Origin of the sequence: Lactobacillus helsingborgensis (assembly GCF_000970855.1) — a bacterium.
Classification (GTDB): domain Bacteria; phylum Bacillota; class Bacilli; order Lactobacillales; family Lactobacillaceae; genus Lactobacillus; species Lactobacillus helsingborgensis.
The window spans coordinates 44,536-64,961 of the sequence record NZ_KQ034047.1 but is presented as its reverse complement, the minus strand read 5'-3'; the positions used below and the strand labels follow the sequence as shown (position 1 = coordinate 64,961).

At 37.2% G+C, this 20,426-nt stretch carries 25 protein-coding genes and 1 other annotated feature; of the genes, 23 read left to right on the top strand and 2 right to left on the bottom strand.

Going from position 1 to position 20,426, the window contains the following annotated elements; all coding sequences use genetic code 11:
• The first annotated feature begins 11 nt into the window (after positions 1 to 11).
• The gene (gene galT / locus JF73_RS06235) at positions 12 to 1,490 is read left to right on the top strand and encodes a UDP-glucose--hexose-1-phosphate uridylyltransferase (protein ID WP_046327459.1); all 1,479 of its coding nucleotides are present in this window, start codon (positions 12 to 14) and stop codon (positions 1,488 to 1,490) included.
• Positions 1,491 to 1,587: 97 nt separating this feature from the next.
• Here galT and pepC read toward each other — a convergent pair whose 3' ends face one another.
• Positions 1,588 to 2,934 carry an aminopeptidase C gene (pepC, locus tag JF73_RS06230; protein ID WP_046327458.1) on the bottom strand — a complete coding sequence of 449 codons (1,347 nt, stop codon included), beginning with the start codon at positions 2,932 to 2,934 and terminating at the stop codon, positions 1,588 to 1,590.
• Positions 2,935 to 3,063: 129 nt separating this feature from the next.
• On the bottom strand, positions 3,064 to 3,378 hold the full coding sequence (locus JF73_RS06225; protein ID WP_046327457.1) for a hypothetical protein: 315 nt from the start codon (positions 3,376 to 3,378) through the stop codon (positions 3,064 to 3,066).
• A 113-nt stretch (positions 3,379 to 3,491) separates the two neighbouring features.
• Here JF73_RS06225 and JF73_RS06220 point away from each other — a divergent pair, with 113 nt between their 5' ends.
• From JF73_RS06220 to JF73_RS06120, 22 genes are all read left to right on the top strand, one after another.
• Positions 3,492 to 4,043: a dCTP deaminase/dUTPase family protein gene (locus JF73_RS06220; protein WP_046327456.1), complete on the top strand. Its 552-nt coding sequence runs from the start codon at positions 3,492 to 3,494 to the stop codon at positions 4,041 to 4,043.
• Positions 4,044 to 5,420: a DNA repair protein RadA gene (radA, locus tag JF73_RS06215; protein WP_046327455.1), complete on the top strand. Its 1,377-nt coding sequence runs from the start codon at positions 4,044 to 4,046 to the stop codon at positions 5,418 to 5,420.
• 74 nt (positions 5,421 to 5,494) lie between these two features.
• Positions 5,495 to 6,994 (top strand): glutamate--tRNA ligase, encoded by a 1,500-nt coding sequence (gene gltX, locus JF73_RS06210; RefSeq protein ID WP_038523597.1) that lies wholly within the window; start codon positions 5,495 to 5,497, stop codon positions 6,992 to 6,994.
• A gap of 159 nt (positions 6,995 to 7,153) precedes the next feature.
• Positions 7,154 to 8,578 (top strand): cysteine--tRNA ligase, encoded by a 1,425-nt coding sequence (gene cysS, locus JF73_RS06205; RefSeq protein WP_046327454.1) that lies wholly within the window; start codon positions 7,154 to 7,156, stop codon positions 8,576 to 8,578.
• Positions 8,571 to 9,014, top strand: coding sequence for a Mini-ribonuclease 3 (locus tag JF73_RS06200; RefSeq protein ID WP_046327453.1), 444 nt, complete (start codon positions 8,571 to 8,573; stop codon positions 9,012 to 9,014). The genes cysS and JF73_RS06200 overlap by 8 nt, the downstream gene beginning before the upstream one ends.
• The gene (gene rlmB, locus JF73_RS06195) at positions 9,001 to 9,756 is read left to right on the top strand and encodes a 23S rRNA (guanosine(2251)-2'-O)-methyltransferase RlmB (RefSeq protein WP_046327452.1); all 756 of its coding nucleotides are present in this window, start codon (positions 9,001 to 9,003) and stop codon (positions 9,754 to 9,756) included. Before JF73_RS06200 ends, rlmB begins: the two co-directional genes overlap by 14 nt.
• 216 nt (positions 9,757 to 9,972) lie before the next feature.
• Positions 9,973 to 10,548, top strand: coding sequence for a sigma-70 RNA polymerase sigma factor region 4 domain-containing protein (locus tag JF73_RS06190; protein WP_046327451.1), 576 nt, complete (start codon positions 9,973 to 9,975; stop codon positions 10,546 to 10,548).
• A 71-nt stretch (positions 10,549 to 10,619) separates the two neighbouring features.
• On the top strand, positions 10,620 to 10,838 hold the full coding sequence (locus JF73_RS06185) for a P8 family protein (protein ID WP_034980340.1): 219 nt from the start codon (positions 10,620 to 10,622) through the stop codon (positions 10,836 to 10,838).
• 202 nt (positions 10,839 to 11,040) lie between these two features.
• Complete coding sequence (rpmG, locus tag JF73_RS09540) at positions 11,041 to 11,190, top strand: 50S ribosomal protein L33 (protein ID WP_082229351.1); 150 nt, start codon at positions 11,041 to 11,043, stop codon at positions 11,188 to 11,190.
• Between the two features lie 3 nt (positions 11,191 to 11,193).
• The gene (gene secE, locus JF73_RS06180; protein WP_046327450.1) at positions 11,194 to 11,364 is read left to right on the top strand and encodes a preprotein translocase subunit SecE; all 171 of its coding nucleotides are present in this window, start codon (positions 11,194 to 11,196) and stop codon (positions 11,362 to 11,364) included.
• Between the two features lie 102 nt (positions 11,365 to 11,466).
• Positions 11,467 to 12,015, top strand: coding sequence for a transcription termination/antitermination protein NusG (gene nusG / locus JF73_RS06175; protein ID WP_038523578.1), 549 nt, complete (start codon positions 11,467 to 11,469; stop codon positions 12,013 to 12,015).
• Positions 12,016 to 12,141: 126 nt separating this feature from the next.
• A complete protein-coding gene (rplK, locus tag JF73_RS06170) occupies positions 12,142 to 12,567 on the top strand; it encodes a 50S ribosomal protein L11 (protein ID WP_034980336.1) in 426 nt (141 codons plus the stop codon).
• 70 nt (positions 12,568 to 12,637) lie between these two features.
• Positions 12,638 to 13,330, top strand: a complete 693-nt coding sequence (gene rplA / locus JF73_RS06165) for a 50S ribosomal protein L1 (RefSeq protein ID WP_038523574.1) — start codon at positions 12,638 to 12,640, stop codon at positions 13,328 to 13,330.
• A gap of 136 nt (positions 13,331 to 13,466) precedes the next feature.
• Positions 13,467 to 14,333 carry a phosphate ABC transporter substrate-binding protein gene (locus tag JF73_RS06160; RefSeq protein WP_046327449.1) on the top strand — a complete coding sequence of 289 codons (867 nt, stop codon included), beginning with the start codon at positions 13,467 to 13,469 and terminating at the stop codon, positions 14,331 to 14,333.
• A 1-nt stretch (position 14,334) separates the two neighbouring features.
• Positions 14,335 to 15,330 (top strand): phosphate ABC transporter permease subunit PstC, encoded by a 996-nt coding sequence (gene pstC, locus JF73_RS06155; RefSeq protein ID WP_046327448.1) that lies wholly within the window; start codon positions 14,335 to 14,337, stop codon positions 15,328 to 15,330.
• Positions 15,331 to 15,334: 4 nt separating this feature from the next.
• Positions 15,335 to 16,228 carry a phosphate ABC transporter permease PstA gene (pstA, locus tag JF73_RS06150; RefSeq protein ID WP_046327447.1) on the top strand — a complete coding sequence of 298 codons (894 nt, stop codon included), beginning with the start codon at positions 15,335 to 15,337 and terminating at the stop codon, positions 16,226 to 16,228.
• A gap of 10 nt (positions 16,229 to 16,238) precedes the next feature.
• Positions 16,239 to 17,039 (top strand): phosphate ABC transporter ATP-binding protein PstB, encoded by an 801-nt coding sequence (gene pstB / locus JF73_RS06145; protein WP_046327446.1) that lies wholly within the window; start codon positions 16,239 to 16,241, stop codon positions 17,037 to 17,039.
• A gap of 14 nt (positions 17,040 to 17,053) precedes the next feature.
• Positions 17,054 to 17,809 (top strand): phosphate ABC transporter ATP-binding protein PstB, encoded by a 756-nt coding sequence (pstB, locus tag JF73_RS06140; protein ID WP_046327445.1) that lies wholly within the window; start codon positions 17,054 to 17,056, stop codon positions 17,807 to 17,809.
• Positions 17,810 to 17,824: 15 nt separating this feature from the next.
• Positions 17,825 to 18,493, top strand: coding sequence for a phosphate signaling complex protein PhoU (phoU, locus tag JF73_RS06135; RefSeq protein ID WP_046327444.1), 669 nt, complete (start codon positions 17,825 to 17,827; stop codon positions 18,491 to 18,493).
• Between the two features lie 33 nt (positions 18,494 to 18,526).
• Positions 18,527 to 18,650: a sequence feature (ribosomal protein L10 leader region), on the top strand.
• Between the two features lie 39 nt (positions 18,651 to 18,689).
• Positions 18,690 to 19,199 (top strand): 50S ribosomal protein L10, encoded by a 510-nt coding sequence (rplJ, locus tag JF73_RS06130; protein ID WP_038523553.1) that lies wholly within the window; start codon positions 18,690 to 18,692, stop codon positions 19,197 to 19,199.
• 51 nt (positions 19,200 to 19,250) lie between these two features.
• Positions 19,251 to 19,616, top strand: coding sequence for a 50S ribosomal protein L7/L12 (rplL, locus tag JF73_RS06125; protein WP_038523551.1), 366 nt, complete (start codon positions 19,251 to 19,253; stop codon positions 19,614 to 19,616).
• A 285-nt stretch (positions 19,617 to 19,901) separates the two neighbouring features.
• Positions 19,902 to 20,426 (top strand): SLAP domain-containing protein (locus tag JF73_RS06120; protein WP_179853384.1); only part of this gene is annotated, 525 nt, incomplete at its 3' end.

Genomic DNA, 20,426 nt, shown 5'->3' with positions numbered 1-20,426 from the left:
CGGGATTTGAGATGGGTAAAAAGAATTTAGTTGAAGAATTTATCACACAAATAATTGCTAATAGCGCTTTTACTGAACTTGATCGTATTTATTTGCGTAACAGAATTTTGGCGCTCGTAGGCGATGAAGCGCTGAAAGTTGAAACTACGAGTGACAATCTGCTTGATCTGAAAGACGAGTTAATTGTTGCTGCTCAGAATAATGGGTTAATTGCAAACAGCAATTCTGCTTACGATATCTTGGGCGCACAATTATTGAATTTTATTGTACCTAGACCAAGTATAGTGAATCAAAAGTTCTGGGAAAGTTACCAGCTTTCACCACAAAAAGCGATCGCTGATTTTTACCAAATGAGTAAAGCAAGTGACTACATTAAGACTAGAGCTATTGCTAGAAACATATATTTTACTGCGGGAAGTAAATACGGTGATCTGGAAATTACAATAAATCTGTCTAAGCCTGAAAAAGACCCTAAAGACATTGCCGCTGCCAGATATAAAAAGACTGTTTCATACCCACAATGTCAGTTGTGCATGGAAAACGAGGGATATCTCGGACATAGCAATTACCCTGCTCGGACAAATCACCGTGTTATTCGCTTTAAGCTCGGAAATGAAACTTGGGGCTTTCAATATTCTCCTTACGCCTATTTTAACGAACACTGTATTTTCTTGGCACCTGTTCATGAAAAAATGAAGATAAGTGAACAGACTTTTGTAAACTTACTGGAGATTGTCAGCAAATTTCCTGGTTACTTTGCCGGTAGCAATGCTGATTTGCCAATTGTCGGAGGTTCGATTTTAGCGCATGAGCATTACCAAGGGGGAAGACACAGTTTCCCAATGGAAAAGGCGCCAATTATTAAAAAACTAAGTTTTGCTGGTTTTAGTGATATAGAAGCTGGCATAGTCAAATGGCCTATGTCTGTGATTCGGTTACGTGGTCAAAACCAAAAAAGCATAGTCGAATTAGCAAATAAGATCTTACGCAAATGGCAAAATTATAGTGATGAAAAGGTAGATATTCGGGCGTTTACAGAGCACATTCCCCATCATACAATCACGCCAATTGCACGTTTACACGGCCAGACTTATGAGCTTGATCTGGTTTTACGTGATAATCAAACTTCTGCCAAATATCCTGATGGCATTTTTCACCCGCATCCCGCTGTGCAACATATCAAAAAGGAAAATATCGGTTTGATTGAAGTAATGGGTCTGGCAATCTTTCCACCACGATTAAAACCTGAATTACTTGAGGTCAAAAAGTACTTACTCGACCAACCTAATGATATTGCCCCAATGCATCTTGACTGGACTCGTCATATTAAGACTAAATATCAAATTAATAGCGCAAACGTTAAGCAAATTTTGCAACGTGAACTGGGACTAGTCTTTGCTAGCGTCTTGGCAGATGCCGGTGTTTTCAAGCAAACAACAGAGGGCGAAGCAGCCTTTATGCGTTTTATTAATGAAGTAGGGCTAAATTAAATTTTTTTAATACAGGCTGTATTAATCTGAAAATAGATAAAAAAGCACTGAGAAAACTTTCTCAGTGCTTTTTAATTAATTTTCAACGGTAATGAATTTATTTAAAAGCCAAAGCACCCATTGGGTCCCATGGTAATAATTGGATCGGGTCCTTAGCTCCTTCATCAAAAGCTGCTCTTAAATCATCAGGTAAGAATTTCTTGTTGATAACTGCTTGGTAAACAAATTGGTCAAACCAGGAGTCACTCATTACAAAGTAGCCCTTAAAGCCAGGCTTTTCTCCCCATGAATTTTCTATCTTCCACTTAGTTGGCTTGTCATCTACTAAGTCAACACCGGTAATAACCATAGCATGATCCATCATGCTTTCGCTAGAATCAAGTTTATCACCCTTAGACATTGAAAAATCAACGTCAAATAACTCGTCACGCTTGTAAATATTGGTATCAAGTAAGCCGAGCTGTCTTTCTGAATCTTTACCAACATTTGAACCAAACCAAACAACTTCTCCCGCTTTAAGTTGTTTAATGATTAAATCTTTCATTTCTGAAATTTTGACATTAAGGTGACGAACTTGGCGACCGCCAACAACATTACCTAAATATTCAACTGAAAATACTTTGTGGTATGGCTTATCATCTGTAGGTGAATTAATAATTGAAACATGGTCTTCTAAGTTCATGCCTACGAATTTGTCAAAGAATTCTTTAGGAGTAATGCCAGCTTCACGGTGATAGTTACCATCATCATCTTTGTATTCAAAGTCAAACTTCTTTGGTGGCACGCCTAATGAGATTGCCAAAATTCTGAAGACATCATTTAAAAATTCAGCTTTACGTTGTTCAACTTCATCTTCTGTTTTACCAGCATTAACTAAAGCACGTAGTTCCAAACCGTCTTTACGTAAAAGAGTATTCAGAGTATCGTTTAAAGCGCCAGAACTATTTGAATTTGCAGTTTCCGGATAAACTGATTTAGGTACAATCCCGTATTTTTCAACCAAGCCACAAAGCATATCCCATTGACCACCATCTTGTTGTGGGGTAGCGAATAAGAAGCTTACTTTACGGTCACCAAGAGGTTTCTTGGCGGAAGCGATAACGTTCTCAAAGAAGAAGTTTGACTTTTCAAACTTATCCCAGAAGTTAGTGTAATTTTGGGATAATTCAAAGTCCTTAATCTTATATTCTTTTTGTAACGGGTGACGCATAGTGTTTAATGCGGAAAACATCCAGCAACGACCTGATTGTTTCTGGTCTGCCGGCTTGCCCGTGTTAATTTCAACGGAAAAAGTTGGAGTCAAATCAATTTTTGATTGTAAATTCTGACTGGCCTTGAAAATGCCATTCTCTTGCGCAGCGTGGCTGGCAATGTTAATACCAGCATGATTTGCTAAGTCTTTAGTAAAATTATCAATGGCTGCATTTGTGATTTCTTTTGTCATGTAAATAAGTCCTCCTTAAACAAATTAATATTATTTTAACTTATATATTTAAAGTAGTCTATCCTTGAAAATTTAATTATCGTTAAAAAAATATTTGTTTCTAACCTTCTAATTTCATTAAACTAGTTTCTAAATAGATTTGTTTTCTGAATTTGGACGATGATACCAAATGCCAGCAAATTCAGGATGTTCATCAAAATAATTGATAACTACTGGATCAAGCGGCCACACAGGAAGTTGCGATTTTTGAGCAATATACATTACTGTTTGCATTTGATCGTGTAAAATCTTTTTACTATCTTTATTGGGATTAATAAAAAGGTGATTCATGATCCAGACAGTAGCATCTTTACGCTCAATTTTATCCATCGTCCAATGACAGATCATTTCTCCCTGATCATCGTCTTCTCGAAAACACTGGTGGGGGTCATCTATGTTAAACATTTAATCTCCCTTCAAAAAATGAAATAATTTTTACGTAACTAATTATATTAGATTTAAAATATAATCCGCAAATTAATGTAAAATAGTGTTTGAAGATTTTTAAAGGAGACAGCATGAATAAAATAAGGGGCTTTGAGGTAGTATCTAAATACCATAATAAAAATATTACTTTGCCAAGAAGGCAGACTATTGCCAGTGCTGGTTATGATTTAGAGGCGGCTAAAGATGTTTTGCTTCCCAGTATTTGGCGGCTTAACTTTGTGCGTATTTTTCGTCTAATCAGAAATGGTCACCAGCTATACGAACAAGACTATGAAATGGCAGAGCACGTTCTCAAGCCATTTCTAATTCCTACGGGTGTAAAAGCATACATGCCGGAAGACGAAGTATTATTACTAGCAAATCGTTCTTCTAACACTTTTAAAAGAAATCTGGCGCTACCAAACGGAATAGGAGTTATTGATTCAGATTATTATAATAATGATCAAAATGAAGGGGAAATTTTTGTTCAATTAATTAATTATGGTGTTAGACCTATTCAAATTCGCAAGGGTGAACGAATAGGTCAAGGAATTTTCGTTCATTATCTAAAGTCAGATAATGATCTTCCTATTAATAGGCAAAGAATAAGTGGTTTTGGCTCAACAAATAAGAAGGGAAGCTAAATGGCAAAACTGAAAACAAAATATAAATGCCGTTCTTGTGGTTATATCTCTGCCAGCTATTTAGGACGCTGTCCTAATTGTGGTGCTTGGAATCAGTTTGAAAAAGAAACTGAAGCAGTGCAAAACCGTTCAACTAAAGGCAGTCCCAGCAGGCTCATCAAGAAAACCGGAATTAGCGAACCGGTTAAATTGGGGAATGTGAAGGCTGAAAAAGAAGAGCGCATCAAAACAAGTATGGCAGAACTGAACAGGGTTTTAGGCGGCGGCATTGTTCCCGGTTCACTGGTTTTAATCGGTGGTGATCCTGGAATCGGTAAGTCAACTTTAATGTTACAAATCATGAGCGAATTGGCTGATCAATATAAAGTACTGTATGTTTCAGGGGAAGAATCTGCTAATCAAATCAAGCTCCGTGCAGATCGCTTAGGTCTTCCTGCTAATGACATGATGCTTTATCCGGAAACAGATATGGAAGATATCCGTCAGCAAATTGCTGATTTAGAGCCCGATTTTGTCGTGATTGACTCCATTCAGACCATGAATGAACCCAGTCTTGACTCGATGACCGGTTCGGCGTCACAAGTAAGGGAAGTCACAAGCGAATTGATGAAAATTGCTAAAATGGATGCGATTACCGTTTTTGTTATTGGCCACGTGACAAAAGAAGGTGCGATTGCAGGTCCTAAAATTTTGGAGCACATGGTAGATACAGTCCTTTATTTTGAAGGTGATGAACATCATGCCTACCGTATTTTACATTCTGTTAAAAATCGGTTTGGTGCCGCAAATGAAATCGGCATGTTTGAAATGGTTAACAAAGGTTTGCAGGAAGTAACTAATCCTTCAGCCGTATTCTTAGATGAACGGTTGCCCAAATCTACCGGTTCCGCGATAGTAGTATCGCTTGAAGGAACAAGGCCAATTTTGGCGGAAATTCAGGCACTGGTGACACCGACTGCTTTTGGTTATGCAAAAAGAACCACTTCGGGGATTGACTACAATAGAGCTGGACTATTGCTAGCTGTCTTGGAAAAAAGAGGCAACTTAATGCTGCAAAATCAAGACGTTTATCTAACTGCCACTGGGGGAATTCGTTTGAACGAACCGGCAGTTGATTTGGCAGTTGTCATGGCAATTGCATCAAGTTATAAAAATCAGGAAATTTTACCTACGGACTGTTTTGTGGGCGAAGTTGGCTTAACTGGTGAGGTGCGCAGAGTCAATCAAATAGATGCGCGTATTAAAGAAGCTGCTAAGACTGGTTTCAAACGTATTTTTATTCCGAAACACAATATGCGTGCTAGTCTTAAAAACGCGGGAATTGAAGTGGTTCCAGTTGCAAGTATCCCGCAAGCCTTAAAAGTGGTTTTAGGGTAACGAATATTGAACTTTTTTGCTATTACGCGTAAACTTAAATTGTTTATATTTACTTTTTGAAAGAGGCATGAATTTTGGCTAAACAAAAAATTCGAGTAAGGTATGCCCCAAGTCCAACAGGGCACTTACACATTGGTAATGCACGGACGGCGCTATTTAATTTCTTATTTGCGCGTCATAATAAGGGGACTTTTGTTTTAAGAATTGAAGATACTGACCAGAAACGTAATGTTGCAGGTGGCTCAAAGTCACAAATGGAAAACTTACATTGGTTGGGAATTGATTGGGACGAAGGACCCGATAAAGGCGGAGACTATGGTCCGTACCGTCAATCTGAAAGAAAAGATATATACAACAAGTATATTAAGCAACTAATTGATGAGGGTAAAGCCTATTATTCATATAAAACTGAGGAAGAACTAGAAGAACAGCGTGAAGAACAACGTGCGATGGGAATCGCACCGCACTATACTTATGAATATGAAGGTATGACTGCTGCTGAAATTGAACAAAAGCAAGAAGAAGCAAAAGCAAAGGGCTTAAAACCGGTTGTTCGTATCCATATTCCAGAAATGGAAACATATTCCTGGGATGATATTGTTAAAGGACATCTTAGTTTTGAATCCGACACAATCGGTGGCGATTTTGTCATTCAAAAACGGGATGGCATGCCAACTTATAACTTTGCTGTTGTAATTGATGATCACCTTATGGAAATTACCCATGTTTTGCGGGGGGATGATCACGTTTCAAATACGCCCAAACAATTAGCAGTTTATGAAGCTTTGGGCTGGCAGCCACCCAAATTTGGTCACATGACTTTGATTATTAATGCTGAAACCGGTAAGAAACTTTCTAAGCGTGATGAATCTGTTTTACAGTTTATCGAGCAATACAGAGACCTTGGCTATCTGCCTGATGCAATGTTTAATTTTATTACGTTACTCGGCTGGTCACCGGTAGGTGAAAACGAAATCTTTAGCCAGAGAGAATTGATCAAGCAATTCGATCCTTCACGTCTGTCAAATTCACCAGCAGCTTTTGACCAGAAGAAGTTGGAGTGGATTAACAACCAGTATATTAAAAAGGCTGATCGTGATACGCTCTTAGATTTGGCACTTAATAACTTGCAGGAAGCAGGTTTGGTTGAAAACGATCCGACCCCTGAAAAGATGGAATGGGTTAGACAATTAGTGAATATTTATTCTGTGCAGATGTCTTACACCAAGCAAATTGTTGACTTGGCTAAAATATTTTTCGCTGCGCCTAAAGATTTAAGTGACAAGGAAATTGAAGAAATTCGTAACGATGATGCCAGACCGGTAATTGAAGAATTTAAAAAGCAAGTTAATTTAATCCCCCGGTTTACTGCTCCGCAAATTATGAACGCTGTTCAAGCAACTCGTCAGGAAACGGGAATTAAGGGTAGACGCTTATTTATGCCAATCAGAATTGCTACGACCAGGTCAATGGTTGGTCCCGGAATTGGAGAAGCAATGGAACTTTTAGGCAAAAAGCGGGTACTGGAACATTTGGAATTGACTCTTAAGCAAATGAGCGCAAACGGCTTATAGAAAACAACGTGTTATTCAATTAATTGGATAATGCGTTTTTTTTATTTTGAATCATAAACTCGTTTAAATGATCAGAACAGATTATTTATATACTAGAATCTGTTCTTGTTTCTGTTAGAATGAAGATAAAAATATTTTGAGAAAGGCAAGCTAGCCGCAGTGAAAATATACAATACTTTAACCAAAACTAAGGAAGAATTTAAGCCGATAACGCCTGATAACATCACTATGTATGTCTGTGGTCCTACTGTATACAACTACATTCATATCGGTAATGCCAGAAGTGTTATTGCATTTGATACAATAAGGCGCTATTTGGAGTTTAAAGGCTTTAAGGTCAACTATGTGTCTAATTTTACTGACGTTGATGACAAAATGATTGCTGAAGCACAAGCGGAACACGTAACTGTCCCAGATTTAGCCGAGCGCTATATTAAGGCTTACCGTGAAGATATTGAAACGTTAAATGTTGAACCGGCAACTACAAATCCCCGCGCTACTCATGAAATTAGTGCAATTATTAAGTTTATCCAAAAACTAATTGCTAAGGGTTATGCTTATGAATCAGACGGTGACGTTTATTATCATACTAAAAAGTTTAAAAATTACGGTCAGCTCAGCAGTCAAAATGTGGCAGAACTTGAGGAGGGCGCTTCTGAGCATATAAATGTTGAGGAGCAAAAGCGCAAAGAAGATCCCATAGATTTTGCATTATGGAAAAGGCAAAAGGAGCCGGATGAAATTGCATGGGATTCACCTTGGGGAAAAGGCCGCCCGGGTTGGCATATTGAATGTTCAGTTATGGCAACAAAATATTTAGGAGATACAATTGATATTCATGGTGGTGGACAAGATTTAGAATTTCCCCATCATGAAAATGAAATTGCCCAAAGTGAAGCTGCAACTGGTAAAAAGTTTGTTCATTATTGGATGCATAATGGATTTGTAACCGTGGGCACAAGTCAAGAGAAAATGTCTAAGTCCTTACATAATTTTGTAACCGTTCATGATCTGTTACAAAAAATTGACCCGCAGGTTTTGCGTTTCTTTATGGCGAGTGTGCAGTACAGAAGGCAAATTAATTATTCGTCTGATAATTTAAAGCAGGCACAAGTCATTTTGCAAAGATTCAAAAATACTCTGATTAATGTTGCTTATAGACTAAAAGACAATTCCGAAAGCCAGACCTCAATAGATTTAACTGCCGCAATTAAGAAAACTGAACAAAAATTTATCAGTGCTATGGACGATGATTTTAATGTCCAAAACGCGCTGAGCGCAATCTATGATTTACTGCCAAAAATCAATGACAATGTTAATGCTAAAAATTCTGATAAAAACGCTCTTAAACAAGTTCAAAAAAATTTAACCAAATGGCTGGCAATTTTTGGAATAGATACTGAAAAGTTAACCACTTCTGATAAACAAAATGATGATAGTCAAGTTGAAAAGTTAATTCAAGAGCGTGAAGAAGCACGTAAAAACAAAGATTGGGCGAAAAGTGATGCCTTAAGAGCTGAACTAAAACAAATGGGCGTCATTGTTGAAGATACACCGCAAGGAACAAGGTGGCTACGTGAATAAAACTGACAAAATGATAGAAAAAGATGTTAATCCGGATACACTGAACGGGCAAACTTTAGCTTATCTGGGAGATGCAGTATACGAAATCTTTATTAGAAGGCATTTAATTAAATGCGGGGTTGTTAAACCACAAGTTTTACAAAGAAGGGCGACTCACTATGTATCTGCTAAAGCTCAGGCTGCGTTAATTACCAAATTACAAGAAGATGGTTTGCTAACAGAAGATGAAGTAGCCACTTTTCATCGCGGTCGTAATTCGAAAACCTATACTAAGGCTAAAAACACAAGTTTAGCCACTTATAAATTATCTACTGGATTTGAAGCAGTCTGGGGTTACTTGGAGCTTTTAAATGAAAAAGAGCGTATTCAGGAATTAACCGCTTGGTGCATTAAAAATGTTGAGAATGGGAGCATAGAAAAATATGACTTCAAGTGATAAAGATTTTGTTTATGGTCGACACGCTGGCTTAGATTATTTGCAAACGCAGGATGCTGACCATATTAATAAAATATTTCTGCAGCAGGGAATCAAAGAAAATTTTGCTAATGAAGTATTTGCTTTAGCTAAGGAAAAGGGTTTAGTTGTTCAAACTGTACCCAAAAATAAGTTGGATAGATTGGTGCAGGGTGAGAATCATCAAGGTTTGGTATTGACAGTTGCCAGCTTTGAATATGCTGATCTGAACCAATTGTTAGCAGAATTTGAACACACAAAAAAGGATCCTTTCTTGTTAATGCTTGATTCGATCGAAGACCCGCATAATTTAGGTTCAATTCTAAGAACAGCTGATGCCACGGGTGTAGATGCGATTATTATTCCTAAAAGGCGGGCGACTGGTCTAACGTCAGTAGTAGCCAAAACTTCTACTGGAGCTATTGATTACGTGCCGGTTGCCAGAGTAAATAATTTGGTACAAACGGCAAAATTATTAAAAAACCAGGGTTACTGGCTATTTGGTACCGATATGGACGGAACAGATTACCGTCAATGGAACAGTAATGGCAAAACAGTTCTAGTTATTGGCAATGAAGGTAAAGGAATTTCTCGGCTTTTAAAAGAGCAAATGGATCAAACATTAACTTTACCAATGGTCGGTCACGTACAATCATTAAATGCGAGTGTGGCTACCGGTATTTTACTCTACCAAATGCTTAATAACCGGAACCCACTAAAATAAATAGCGAAAATCATTCTGAAGTTTTCAGGATGATTTTTTTGTTTGAAATAGTAAAATATCATCTTTTTAATTTAATGTGTTTTTAACAAAAATAAATCTTTGTTTTTTAGCCGATTTACATTAAAAATTGACTGCAAAGAATGAACTAAGGTTCGATATTTGAGCGCTTTTAAGTTCTGTATTCTTCATTCATCTATAAAAATAGGAGTAGTTAAGATGAAGAGTATAAAGAAAGCAAGCAAAAATGAAACAGAACTGATAATGCAAATTAAAAATGGTGAGGAAGAAGCGTTAATTGATCTTTGCTACTTGTATAAGCCATTAATTAATAAAGTTAAAAGCATGTATCATGTACGTTATTATGACAGTCAAGACTGGGATCAAGATGCCCTGATTATTTGTCATGATTCAGCGAAAAAATTTGATCTCAAAAAAGGTAAATTTAGCAGTTATTATAAAACTAGGTTAACTAATCATGCCAAGTCACTAGTTAGATATGATAATGCATACCGCAGGCAAGCTTTAAAGCAATCTATTTCACTAGAAACTGCAAGAAAAAACAATCTATCACCAATGAAAAAAGATTCTACATCCATCCCTGAGGTACCTCTGAGTGAAAATATAGCAATTTTAACCGCACACTTATCAAATTTAGAGATTAATGCTCTTTTAGTCGAATTAGGGCTAAAAAATCAGGATGAAATATTGCACAGATTAAATATCAGCGAGTTAACTTTGTCAAGAGCTCATTCAAGACTTGCTCAAAAAATGCGTAAAACCTTACTCAATTAGTTTTTTATAGTTCTTATATAAAAAATGGGGTATAATTGTTATTGTAGAATAAATTTTAGGAGGTAGTTAAGATGGCTGATGAAGTTATGAAGACTGCATTGTTAGATCGTCACATGAAAGAAGTTTTCGACTGGAGTGATTCAGATCTTCCAGTAAGAGATGCCCTTTGGGATTATTTTATGGAAAAGAATGGTAGAGATACCATTAAGACGGAAGAAGCTATGCTTCCATTCCTGAAAGACTCTGACGATAAAATCGAATCCTTCGTTAATGAAAATCTTAAGAAGTAAATCCGACTAATACAATGTTCTACGCACTGTGGTCACGCATTTGTTTGACCACTAAAGCAGCTGCTCGAATTAAAGGGGTGGCTGTTTTTGTTAATAAAAAATTTTATGGGAAGATACACTTGAGTAATTAATACAGTAATTGTTAAATTAATTGCTTATACCTGATATTTTTGCTAAAATACAATAGTTTGGAAGTGAGATTATGGCAGTGAAAAAAGCATCATTAGCCTGCAGTATCTGCGGCTCGCGCAATTACTCTATCACCGCAAGTAAAAATCGCACTCAGCGTCTGGAATTAAACAAATTTTGTAAACATTGCGGTAAGATGACTTTGCATAAGGAAACGAGGTAGATTATGGTTAAGTTTTTTAAAAGTGTAGTTGAAGAAATGCGGTTAGTTACATGGCCAACTGCAAAACAAAACCGTCACGACACAGCAATCGTAATTGTTACCTCAATTCTGTTTGCTGCTTACTTAGGTTTGCTTGATTTATTGTTCACCAATATTACACAAATAGTTATGTAATAGCACAGTTATATTGTTTGTGGTACAATTAGTTTGATTATAAAAGTCCTCTGACGCAAGAGGCTTTTTTGTTTGCCAAAAATAAAAGGAGAAATTGTAATAATGGTAGAAACTACTAAGAAGCAATGGTACGTGCTGCACACATATTCTGGCTATGAAGATAAGGTTAAATCTGACCTCTTATCTCGTGCACAAAGTATGGGTATGCAAGATTATATTTTTCGTGTAATGGTGCCGGAACAGGAAAAAATTGAAAAAGTAAACAATAAGAAAAAAGAAGTTGAAGAAAAAATTTTCCCTGGCTATGTTTTGGTGGAGATGGTAATGACGGATGAAAGTTGGTTTGTCGTGCGTAATACACCAAATGTAACTGGCTTTGTTGGTTCACATGGTGGTGGCTCAAAACCATCGCCACTGTTAGAAGAAGAAGTAAACAGGCTTTTACGTCAACAAGGAGAGCCTGCTAAAAGACCACAAATTGATTTTGAAGTTGGGGAAACCGTTACTATCATCGATGGCGCGTTTAACGGCGTTGAAGGAAAAATTACTGAAATTCAACCAGATAAGTACAAATTATTTGTTTCCGTTGATATGTTCGGCCGTGCTACTACAACTGAACTAGATTACGATCAAGTAAAGAAAATTAGCTAGTAATAAGTCATTTATTGCAAAATTACTAAAACGATGATAATATATTAAAGTACTTTTATTATTGTGGGAGGAAGAGTAGGTAACTCTTCCATTTTAACCACGCACGGAATCAAGGAGGTTTTGACCGTGGCAAAGAAAGTTATAAATGTTGTTAAATTACAAATACCAGCTGGAGCTGCAACACCCGCTCCACCAGTTGGTCCAGCTTTAGGTCAAGCTGGTATTAACATTGTTGGTTTTACTAAGGACTTCAATGCTAGAACAGCTGACCAAAAAGGCATGATTATTCCTGTAGTCATTACAGTATACGAAGATCGTTCATTTGAATTCGTTACTAAGACTCCACCAGCTCCAGTTCTTTTGAAACAAGCTGCTAAGATTGATAAGGCATCCGGTGAACCAAATACTAAGAAAGTTGGTAAGGTTACCAAGGATCAAGTTAAGGAAATCGCTGAAACTAAGATGAAGGACCTTAATGCTGCTGATGTCGAAGCTGCTATGCGGATGATCGAAGGCACTGCTAGAAGCATGGGTATCGAAGTCGAAGACTAATCCTGTTATTTATAACAATTTAGGTGGGAGAGCTTAAGCTCGTTTGACCACATATTAAGGAGGAAATCACATGCCAAAGCATGGTAAAAAATATTTAGAAGCTGCTAAAAAAGTAGATTCAAAGAAATTATATTCAGTTGCTGAAGCAATTAAGTTAGTTAAAGAAACTTCATACGCAGGCTTTGATGCATCAGTTGAAGTTTCATACAATTTGAGTGTTGACCCTAAACAAGCTGACCAACAAATTCGTGGATCACTTGTTTTACCAAATGGTACCGGTAAAACCCAAAAGGTGATTGTTTTTGCTGATGGTCCACAAGCTGAACAAGCTAAAGCTGCCGGCGCTGATGAAGTTGGTTCTGACGACTTAGTTGAAAAAGTACAAAACGGTTACTTGGACTTTGACGTAGTTGTTGCTACGCCAACTATGATGGCTAAAGTAGGACGTTTGGGCCGTATCTTGGGACCTAAAGGCTTAATGCCAAACCCTAAGACTGGTACCGTTACAATGGATATTGAAAAAGCCGTTAAGAACGTTAAAGCTGGTCAAGTTGAATACCGTGTTGACCGTCAAGCTGCTATTCATGCTGCTATTGGTAAAGTTTCATTTACTGATGAGCAATTAATTGAAAACTTTGATGCATTGCGTGACGTGATTTTGCGTGCGCGTCCATCTGCTGCTAAAGGTCAATACATTAAGAGTGTAGCTGTAGCTGCAACTTTTGGCCCTGGAATTAAACTTGATCCATTAAACTTGGACTAAAAATGAATAAGTGTTAAAAGCAACTTCGCCTGCTTGGGCAAGTTGCTTTTTTATCTATGTTTAAGTAATTATGATTGGTCAATAGTAAAAGATTTGATAAACTAGAGCTGAATTTTATTTGACTGAGGGAGTTATTATGAAAAAAAGTAATTTTGGCAAACTGCTGCTACTATCTTTATTTGTGCCACTTTTTTGGGTAGGTTGCAGTCAAAGCCGAGAAAAAATTACTATTGTCGGCTCTAGTGCCCTGCAACCTTTAGTTGAGCAGGCCGGCAACGATTACCGCTTGGCACATATGAGTAGCAACATTGTTGTCCAAGGCGGCGGATCAGGTACAGGTCTGAGTCAAGTTCAGGCAGGAGCAGTTGAAGTAGGGACATCAGATGTTTTTGCTGAAACACAAAAAGGTATTGATGCCAAAAAATTAGAGGACTATCCTGTTGCGGTAGTAGGAATCGTTCCTATTGCCAACAAAGGCGTCGGCGTTAAAAATTTATCTGTTGAACAACTTTCTGCGATTTTTACCGGTAAAATTAAAAATTGGCGTGAAGTCGGTGGTAAAAATCAGCCCATTATAGTGATTAACCGTTCGCGTGGTAGCGGTACGCGCTCTACTTTTGAGGACTTGATTTTAAACGGCAAAGATGCTGTTAATTCACAAGAACAAGATTCTAATGGGACAGTTAAGAAGATAGTTAACTCAACCCCAGGAACAATTTCTTATATTTCTTTTCCGTATGCTAATGATCAAAATATTCAAAAAATTAGTATTGATCATGTCAAGCCTGATAATAAAAATATTCCCACCAATAAATGGCCTTTATGGTCATACGAGCATATGTACACCAAGGGCAAGCCTAATAAGGCAACAGCCGCTTTTATCAAGTATGTATTAGGTAAAAAGGTGCAAACAGAGTTAGTACCTAAAATTGGCTATATTAGTATTCACGAAATGAAAGTTTCACGCGATAGTCAAAATAAAGTTACAAAGATAGGTAAATAAAATGGCAGAAAAAGAACAAGACTTACAACAAGTTGTTGAAGATGCGCTTGCCGAACAAAAAGTCCCACACGTTAAATTTAAAGGCATAGATCCTAAAGATATTGATATTGCCCGTTTAACAAAACCTTCTAAAGAAACACGACAGGAATGGTGGGGCAAAGGACTAACATTCTTGGCAATTATTTTAATAGGGATATTAATTGTGGCAATTATCGGCTTTGTTGGGATGCATGGCCTGGCTACTTTTATTGACGATAAGGTTAATATTTTCCATTTCCTTTTCTCAACAGATTGGAATCCCGGGGCTGGCAAAAATCACGTTGGTGCGGCAGCAATGATTGTCACTTCATTTGCCGTAACGCTGCTGGCAGCATTAATTGCAACGCCATTTTCGATTGCCGTGGCACTATTTATGACAGAATATGAATCTGGTAAAAGAGTACAACTATTGCAATCGGTAATGGAACTTTTAGTCGGAATTCCGTCTGTAGTTTACGGCTTTCTGGGCTTAATGGTTGTAGTTCCCGCTGTTAGAACTATTTTTGGTGGCACTGGTTTTGGAATTTTAACGGCAACCTTAATCCTATTTGTAATGGTTTTGCCGACAATCACTTCTTTAACTGCTGATGCCTTTAAAGCAATTCCCAAGGAATTACGCAAATCATCAGCGGCTTTGGGCGCAACAAAATGGCAAACTATTTATCACGTTGTTTTAAGAGCAGCTCGATCACGGATTATGACCGCCATAATATTTGGCATGGCTCGTGCGTTTGGTGAAGCTTTAGCTGTCCAAATGGCAATCGGTAACGCTGTATTGATGCCATACAATTTGGTAAGTCCAGCAGCAACTTTGACTAGTCAGTTAACTAGTCAAATGGGTAACACCGTCATGGGAACTTTGCCTAATAATGCATTATGGTCATTGGCACTTTTGCTTTTAATAATGTCGTTAGTGTTCAATTTCCTAGTACATTTAATTGGAAAGAAGAGTAAGTAATAAGATGAACGCAAAAAGAATTAATCGCATTGCTACTGGCGTAATTTATTTTTTAGTGGGAATAGTAGTCTTGTTACTGGTTGGAATTATTGGTAACATTTTAGTCTCAGGAGTACCGCACTTATCTTGGCATTTTCTAAGTTCGGCTTCATCTTCGTTTGAAGCTGGCGGTGGAATCAGAGATCAATTGTTCAACTCACTATATCTATTGCTGCTTACCCTAATCATTTCTCTGCCAATTGCACTGGGTGCCGCTATTTACTTAGCTGAATATGCGCCAGATAACTGGTTTACACAGTTAATTAGAACTACTATTGAAATCTTAAGTTCTTTACCATCTATAGTTGTGGGTTTATTTGGTTATCTTTTATTTGTGGTTCAATTTGGTTTAGGCTTTTCTATTCTTGCCGGAGCTTTGGCTTTAACTTTTTTTAATTTGCCGACTCTAACTAGCAATATCGAAGAAGCTATTAAGGGAGTGCCACAAACTCAGCGCGAAGCTGGTTGGGCTTTGGGATTGTCAAATTGGAAAACAATTCATGGTATCGTTTTGCCAGCTGCGCTCCCCGGAATCATTACCGGTGTGATTTTAAGTGCCGGGCGTGTTTTCGGTGAAGCTGCTGCCTTGATTTATACAGCGGGACAAAGTGGTTCTACGGTTGATTATTCTAACTGGAATATGTTCAGCCCTACTAGTTTTTTAAATATTATGCGACCAGCTGAAACTTTGGCCGTACATATTTGGAAAGTAAATACTGAAGGGATTATCCCAGATGTTAACGTAGTTTCGGCTGCTACATCAGCTTTGTTAATCATTGTTGTCATAATTTTCAATTTTGGTGCACGTGCACTTGGCAACTGGATTTATAAACGGCTTACGGCCGCAAAAATTAAGTAAGGAAAGTTTTATGGAAAATTGGCAAAATCAAAAAAGGTATATTAAGACCTTTGCTGACGAAGACTGTGCGATTTCTACGAATGATCTAAGCGTTTTTTATGGTGGTACTGTGCAAAAGCTGTTTGACGTTAGTTTAGGCTTTAAGAAAAACACCATCACTGCTTTGATCGGTGCCTCTGGTTCGGGAAAATCAACTTTTTTACGGTCACTCAATCGCATGAACGACCGGGTAGCAAAAGTTGATGGTAAAATCATGTTTCATGACCTTGATATTAATCAAAGCAAAATCAATGTTTACGAATTACGAAAAGCTATCGGTATGGTTTTCCAAAAACCGAACCCTTTTCCTAAATCAATCAAGGAAAATATCACTTATGCGTTAAAAGCAAATGGGCAGCAAAATAAGAAAAAGTTAGACCAGATAGTAGAAGAAAGTTTGAAAGCAGCTGCATTATGGGATGAAGTCAAAGATAAACTTGATCAGAGTGCTTTGGCACTTTCTGGTGGTCAGCAACAAAGACTTTGTATAGCGCGGGCAATTGCTTTAAAGCCGGAAATTTTACTCCTTGATGAGCCTGCTAGCGCATTAGACCCTGTGTCTACTGCCAAACTTGAAGATACGCTCAAGCAATTGCGTAAGAAGTACACTATGATTATGGTAACGCACAATATGCAGCAAGCCTCAAGAATTAGTGAATATACCGCGTTCTTTCACTTGGGACATGCGTTAGAATATGATACTACTACTAATATTTTTACTAATCCTCAAGGTGAAATTACTGAAAAATACATTCAGGGTAGTTTTGGATAAAGGTGGCGTTATTAATGACAAATGTAATGGAGGCAAAAAATGTTAAACTTAAGTATGGCAACTTTGAAGCTTTACACGGAATTAGTTTGGCATTTCCTGCTCAAAAATTGACTGCCTTAATTGGACCTTCTGGTTGTGGCAAATCAACGTTCTTACGCTGTTTAAATCGCATGAATGATGATATTGATGATATTAATATTACTGGCGAAATTCTTCTGGAAGGTAAAGATATCTATCATTCTCATATTGACTTAGTTGCTTTGCGTAAGAAAGTAGGAATGGTGTTTCAACAACCTACGCCATTTCCCTTTTCTGTTTTTGATAATGTCGCTTATGGCTTGCGCATAGCTGGTGTTAAAGATAAGGAGCTGATTAAGCAGAGAGTTGAAGAAAGTTTAAAACAAGCCGCTATTTGGAATGAAACTAAAGACAGTTTAGAGCGAAACGCACTGGCTTTTTCTGGTGGTCAACAGCAACGTATTTGTATAGCGCGGGCGTTGGCGATCAGACCAGAAGTTGTTTTGCTTGATGAGCCAACTTCGGCTTTGGACCCAATATCAAGTGCCGAAATTGAAGAAACACTGATGGCATTAAAGCAAAAGTATACTTTTATTATGGTGACACATAACTTGCAACAAGCAAGTCGGATTTCTGATCAAGTTGCCTTTTTAATGAATGGCGAGCTAATCGAATCAGGCTCAACACAAGAGATGTTTTTATCACCTAAAAAGGAAATGACTAACAATTATCTTAATGGCCGTTTTGGCTAAATTTGGAGGTGGATTATGCACGAAATATTTTTAGACGAATTGAAAAAATTGAATGCCCAGTTTATGGAAATGGGAGTTCTGGTCAATGATTTGATTGATAAAGGGACACGCTCGTTCGTCGAACATGATAAAAAAACAGCACAGGAAATGATTGCGGAAGATAAGGAAGTAGCAAAAGAAGCCGTTAGAATTGAGAAGAAGGCTTTGGAATTAATGGCACTTCAGCAACCGGTGGCAACTGATTTCCGCGTAGTTATTAGTATTTTAAAGGCTACAACTGATATAGAAAGAATTGGCGAAAACGCGAATAGTATTGCCGTTGAAACTGTTAGAGTTAAGGGCAATCCACGTCTGCCAGAAGTTGAAAAGGTTATTTCTAACATGACGCATCAAGTCCGTGAGATGCTGGTACAAGTTCTGACTGCCTATGTGCAAGAGGATGAAAAAAATGCCAGATTGACGGTACTTGGGCACGCCAAAGTCTTTAAGGATTATAAGAATGCCAGACAAATGATCATAGATGGGGTTGAACAAGAGCCAGATGCTGCTGTAGCCTCTGCTAGTTATTTTGTCATTATCAGACTTCTTGAAAGAATCAGCGATCATATTGTTAACATAGCAAGTTGGGTTATCTACAAGAGCTCGGGTGAATTATTCGAATTAATTAAACCCAAAAAGAAATAATTAACTTGCATTTAGGATATAATACTAATATAATTATTAAAGTAAATTCTACCTAAGACTCGGGTGGCATGACGCCTTAATTTCCCGCCGAGGCCAGAAGATAATGAAGAAATTTATGCTCCATGTCTTTCTTGGCATGGAGTTTTTATTTAGGCCTTATGGAATTTATTAATAAATTTGATGGAGGTGAATTCGTGTGAGTAAAGCTGCTATTGCTGAAAAGGAAAAGTTCGTTGATGCTTTTGCTGATGAACTTAAAGCTGCTAAAGCAATTTTAGTAATTAATTACCTTGGTTTAACTGTTGAAGAAGTTACTAACATGCGTAAGGAACTTCGTGAAAACGATGTTAAGATGAAGGTTGTTAAGAACACTTACTTAAGACGTGCTGCTGCTAAGGCTGGTATTGAAGGTCTTAGTGAGACTTTTGTTGGTCCTACAGCTGTAATTTATACTGATAATGCTGATGACATTACCGAACCAGCTCGTATTGTTTCAAAATACGAAGATGATTATGACGTTATCGACATTAAGGGTGGTGTGCTGGAAGGTAAATTGACTTCTAAAGAAGAAATCAAGGAACTTGCTGCCATTCCTGGTCGCGAAGGCTTATTGTCAATGCTTGTTTCTGTTTTACAAGCTCCAGTACGCAATTTCGCATATGCTGTTAAAGCTGTTGCTGATTCAAAAGATGAATCTGCTGAATAAAGCTGAATATTAATATAATTTATATCTAAAATTTTCGGAGGATACATAAGTATGGCTTTAGATACTGAAAAGATTATTGAAGACTTAAAAGGTGCTTCAATTCTTGAATTAAATGACCTGGTAAAGGCTATTGAAGATGAATTTGGCGTTTCTGCTGCTGCTCCAGTTGCTGCTGCAGGTGCTGCTGGCGGCGAAGCTGCTGCTAAATCAACATATGATGTTGAATTGACAGAAGCTGGCCAAGAAAAGGTTAAGGTTATTAAGGCTGTTCGTGACATTACTGGTCTTGGCCTTAAGGACTCAAAAGATCTTGTTGATGGCGCTCCTAAGAACGTTAAGGAAGGCGTTTCTGAAGACGAAGCTAATGACATTAAATCTAAACTTGAAGAAGTTGGCGCTACAATTACATTGAAATAATTGTAGTCCCAGTGGACAAGTTAATAAACAGAGAACGTATTTGCGAGTTGCAAATACGTTCTTTTTTGTTTTAAAAAGTAAAAGCAGCAGAAAGGACAATTAAAAAAGACATTAACCTATTTATAAAAAATTTTAACCCAGACTATTATTTTATAATATAATTAAACTTGTATTGCATTAAATTTAATGAGTTTTTGCCATGATAACTGTGAGTAAAATATTTTTTACTGCAATAGTTTTAATACTTCAGATTTCTGTCTAATAAAAAGTAAAAGGAGAATTACAATGAAAAAAGTTAATATACGCAAAATTATTACCATTTTTTCGGCTGTATCATGCTTAACAATAGGTTTATCTACATTAGCAACACCAATAAATGCCAAAAATACTTCTGGTACCGCTGCTTTAAATTCTCCTACTAAAAAAACAGTTATAGTTAAAAAGAAAACGTATTTATACGATAAAAGGGGACGCAAACTAAAAAAGAAGGTATTGAAAAAGGGTCAAAGAATAGCAGTATCCTTTAAAACTAAAAAGATTAAGGGTCAAAAATATTATTTTGTAACTAAAGATAAGTTTGTCTTGGCAAAATTGGTTATTAAAACAAAAGTAAAATCTAAAGCTAAAAAGCTCAAGAAACAGACAAAACTGCCAAATTCAAATAAACTGACTAATTCTGACAACCAAACACAAAGTGAACATGAATTTCCTACAATTACTAATTTTTCAATCACAGAATTTAGACAGGAGTTTCTAAAAGAATTGAATAAGGAGAGAGCACAGCGGGGGCTAAGTGCAGTTACGGAAGAT

Bases quoted from the DNA above. Each gene is read 5' to 3' on its own strand.
- pstC (WP_046327448.1), top strand. From the start codon at position 14,335: ATGGCAGAAAAAGAACAAGACTTACAACAAGTTGTTGAAGATGCGCTT.
- JF73_RS06185 (WP_034980340.1), top strand. From the start codon at position 10,620: ATGGCTGATGAAGTTATGAAGACTGCATTGTTAGATCGTCACATGAAA.
- rplL (WP_038523551.1), top strand. From the start codon at position 19,251: ATGGCTTTAGATACTGAAAAGATTATTGAAGACTTAAAAGGTGCTTCA.
- pstA (WP_046327447.1), top strand. From the start codon at position 15,335: ATGAACGCAAAAAGAATTAATCGCATTGCTACTGGCGTAATTTATTTT.
- secE (WP_046327450.1), top strand. From the start codon at position 11,194: ATGGTTAAGTTTTTTAAAAGTGTAGTTGAAGAAATGCGGTTAGTTACA.
- JF73_RS06225 (WP_046327457.1), bottom strand. From the start codon at position 3,378: ATGTTTAACATAGATGACCCCCACCAGTGTTTTCGAGAAGACGATGAT.
- rplA (WP_038523574.1), top strand. From the start codon at position 12,638: ATGCCAAAGCATGGTAAAAAATATTTAGAAGCTGCTAAAAAAGTAGAT.
- galT (WP_046327459.1), top strand. From the start codon at position 12: ATGGGTAAAAAGAATTTAGTTGAAGAATTTATCACACAAATAATTGCT.
- pstB (WP_046327445.1), top strand. From the start codon at position 17,054: ATGACAAATGTAATGGAGGCAAAAAATGTTAAACTTAAGTATGGCAAC.
- rpmG (WP_082229351.1), top strand. From the start codon at position 11,041: ATGGCAGTGAAAAAAGCATCATTAGCCTGCAGTATCTGCGGCTCGCGC.
- JF73_RS06220 (WP_046327456.1), top strand. From the start codon at position 3,492: ATGAATAAAATAAGGGGCTTTGAGGTAGTATCTAAATACCATAATAAA.
- pstB (WP_046327446.1), top strand. From the start codon at position 16,239: ATGGAAAATTGGCAAAATCAAAAAAGGTATATTAAGACCTTTGCTGAC.
- JF73_RS06160 (WP_046327449.1), top strand. From the start codon at position 13,467: ATGAAAAAAAGTAATTTTGGCAAACTGCTGCTACTATCTTTATTTGTG.
- pepC (WP_046327458.1), bottom strand. From the start codon at position 2,934: ATGACAAAAGAAATCACAAATGCAGCCATTGATAATTTTACTAAAGAC.
- JF73_RS06190 (WP_046327451.1), top strand. From the start codon at position 9,973: ATGAAGAGTATAAAGAAAGCAAGCAAAAATGAAACAGAACTGATAATG.
- radA (WP_046327455.1), top strand. From the start codon at position 4,044: ATGGCAAAACTGAAAACAAAATATAAATGCCGTTCTTGTGGTTATATC.
- nusG (WP_038523578.1), top strand. From the start codon at position 11,467: ATGGTAGAAACTACTAAGAAGCAATGGTACGTGCTGCACACATATTCT.
- phoU (WP_046327444.1), top strand. From the start codon at position 17,825: ATGCACGAAATATTTTTAGACGAATTGAAAAAATTGAATGCCCAGTTT.
- rlmB (WP_046327452.1), top strand. From the start codon at position 9,001: ATGACTTCAAGTGATAAAGATTTTGTTTATGGTCGACACGCTGGCTTA.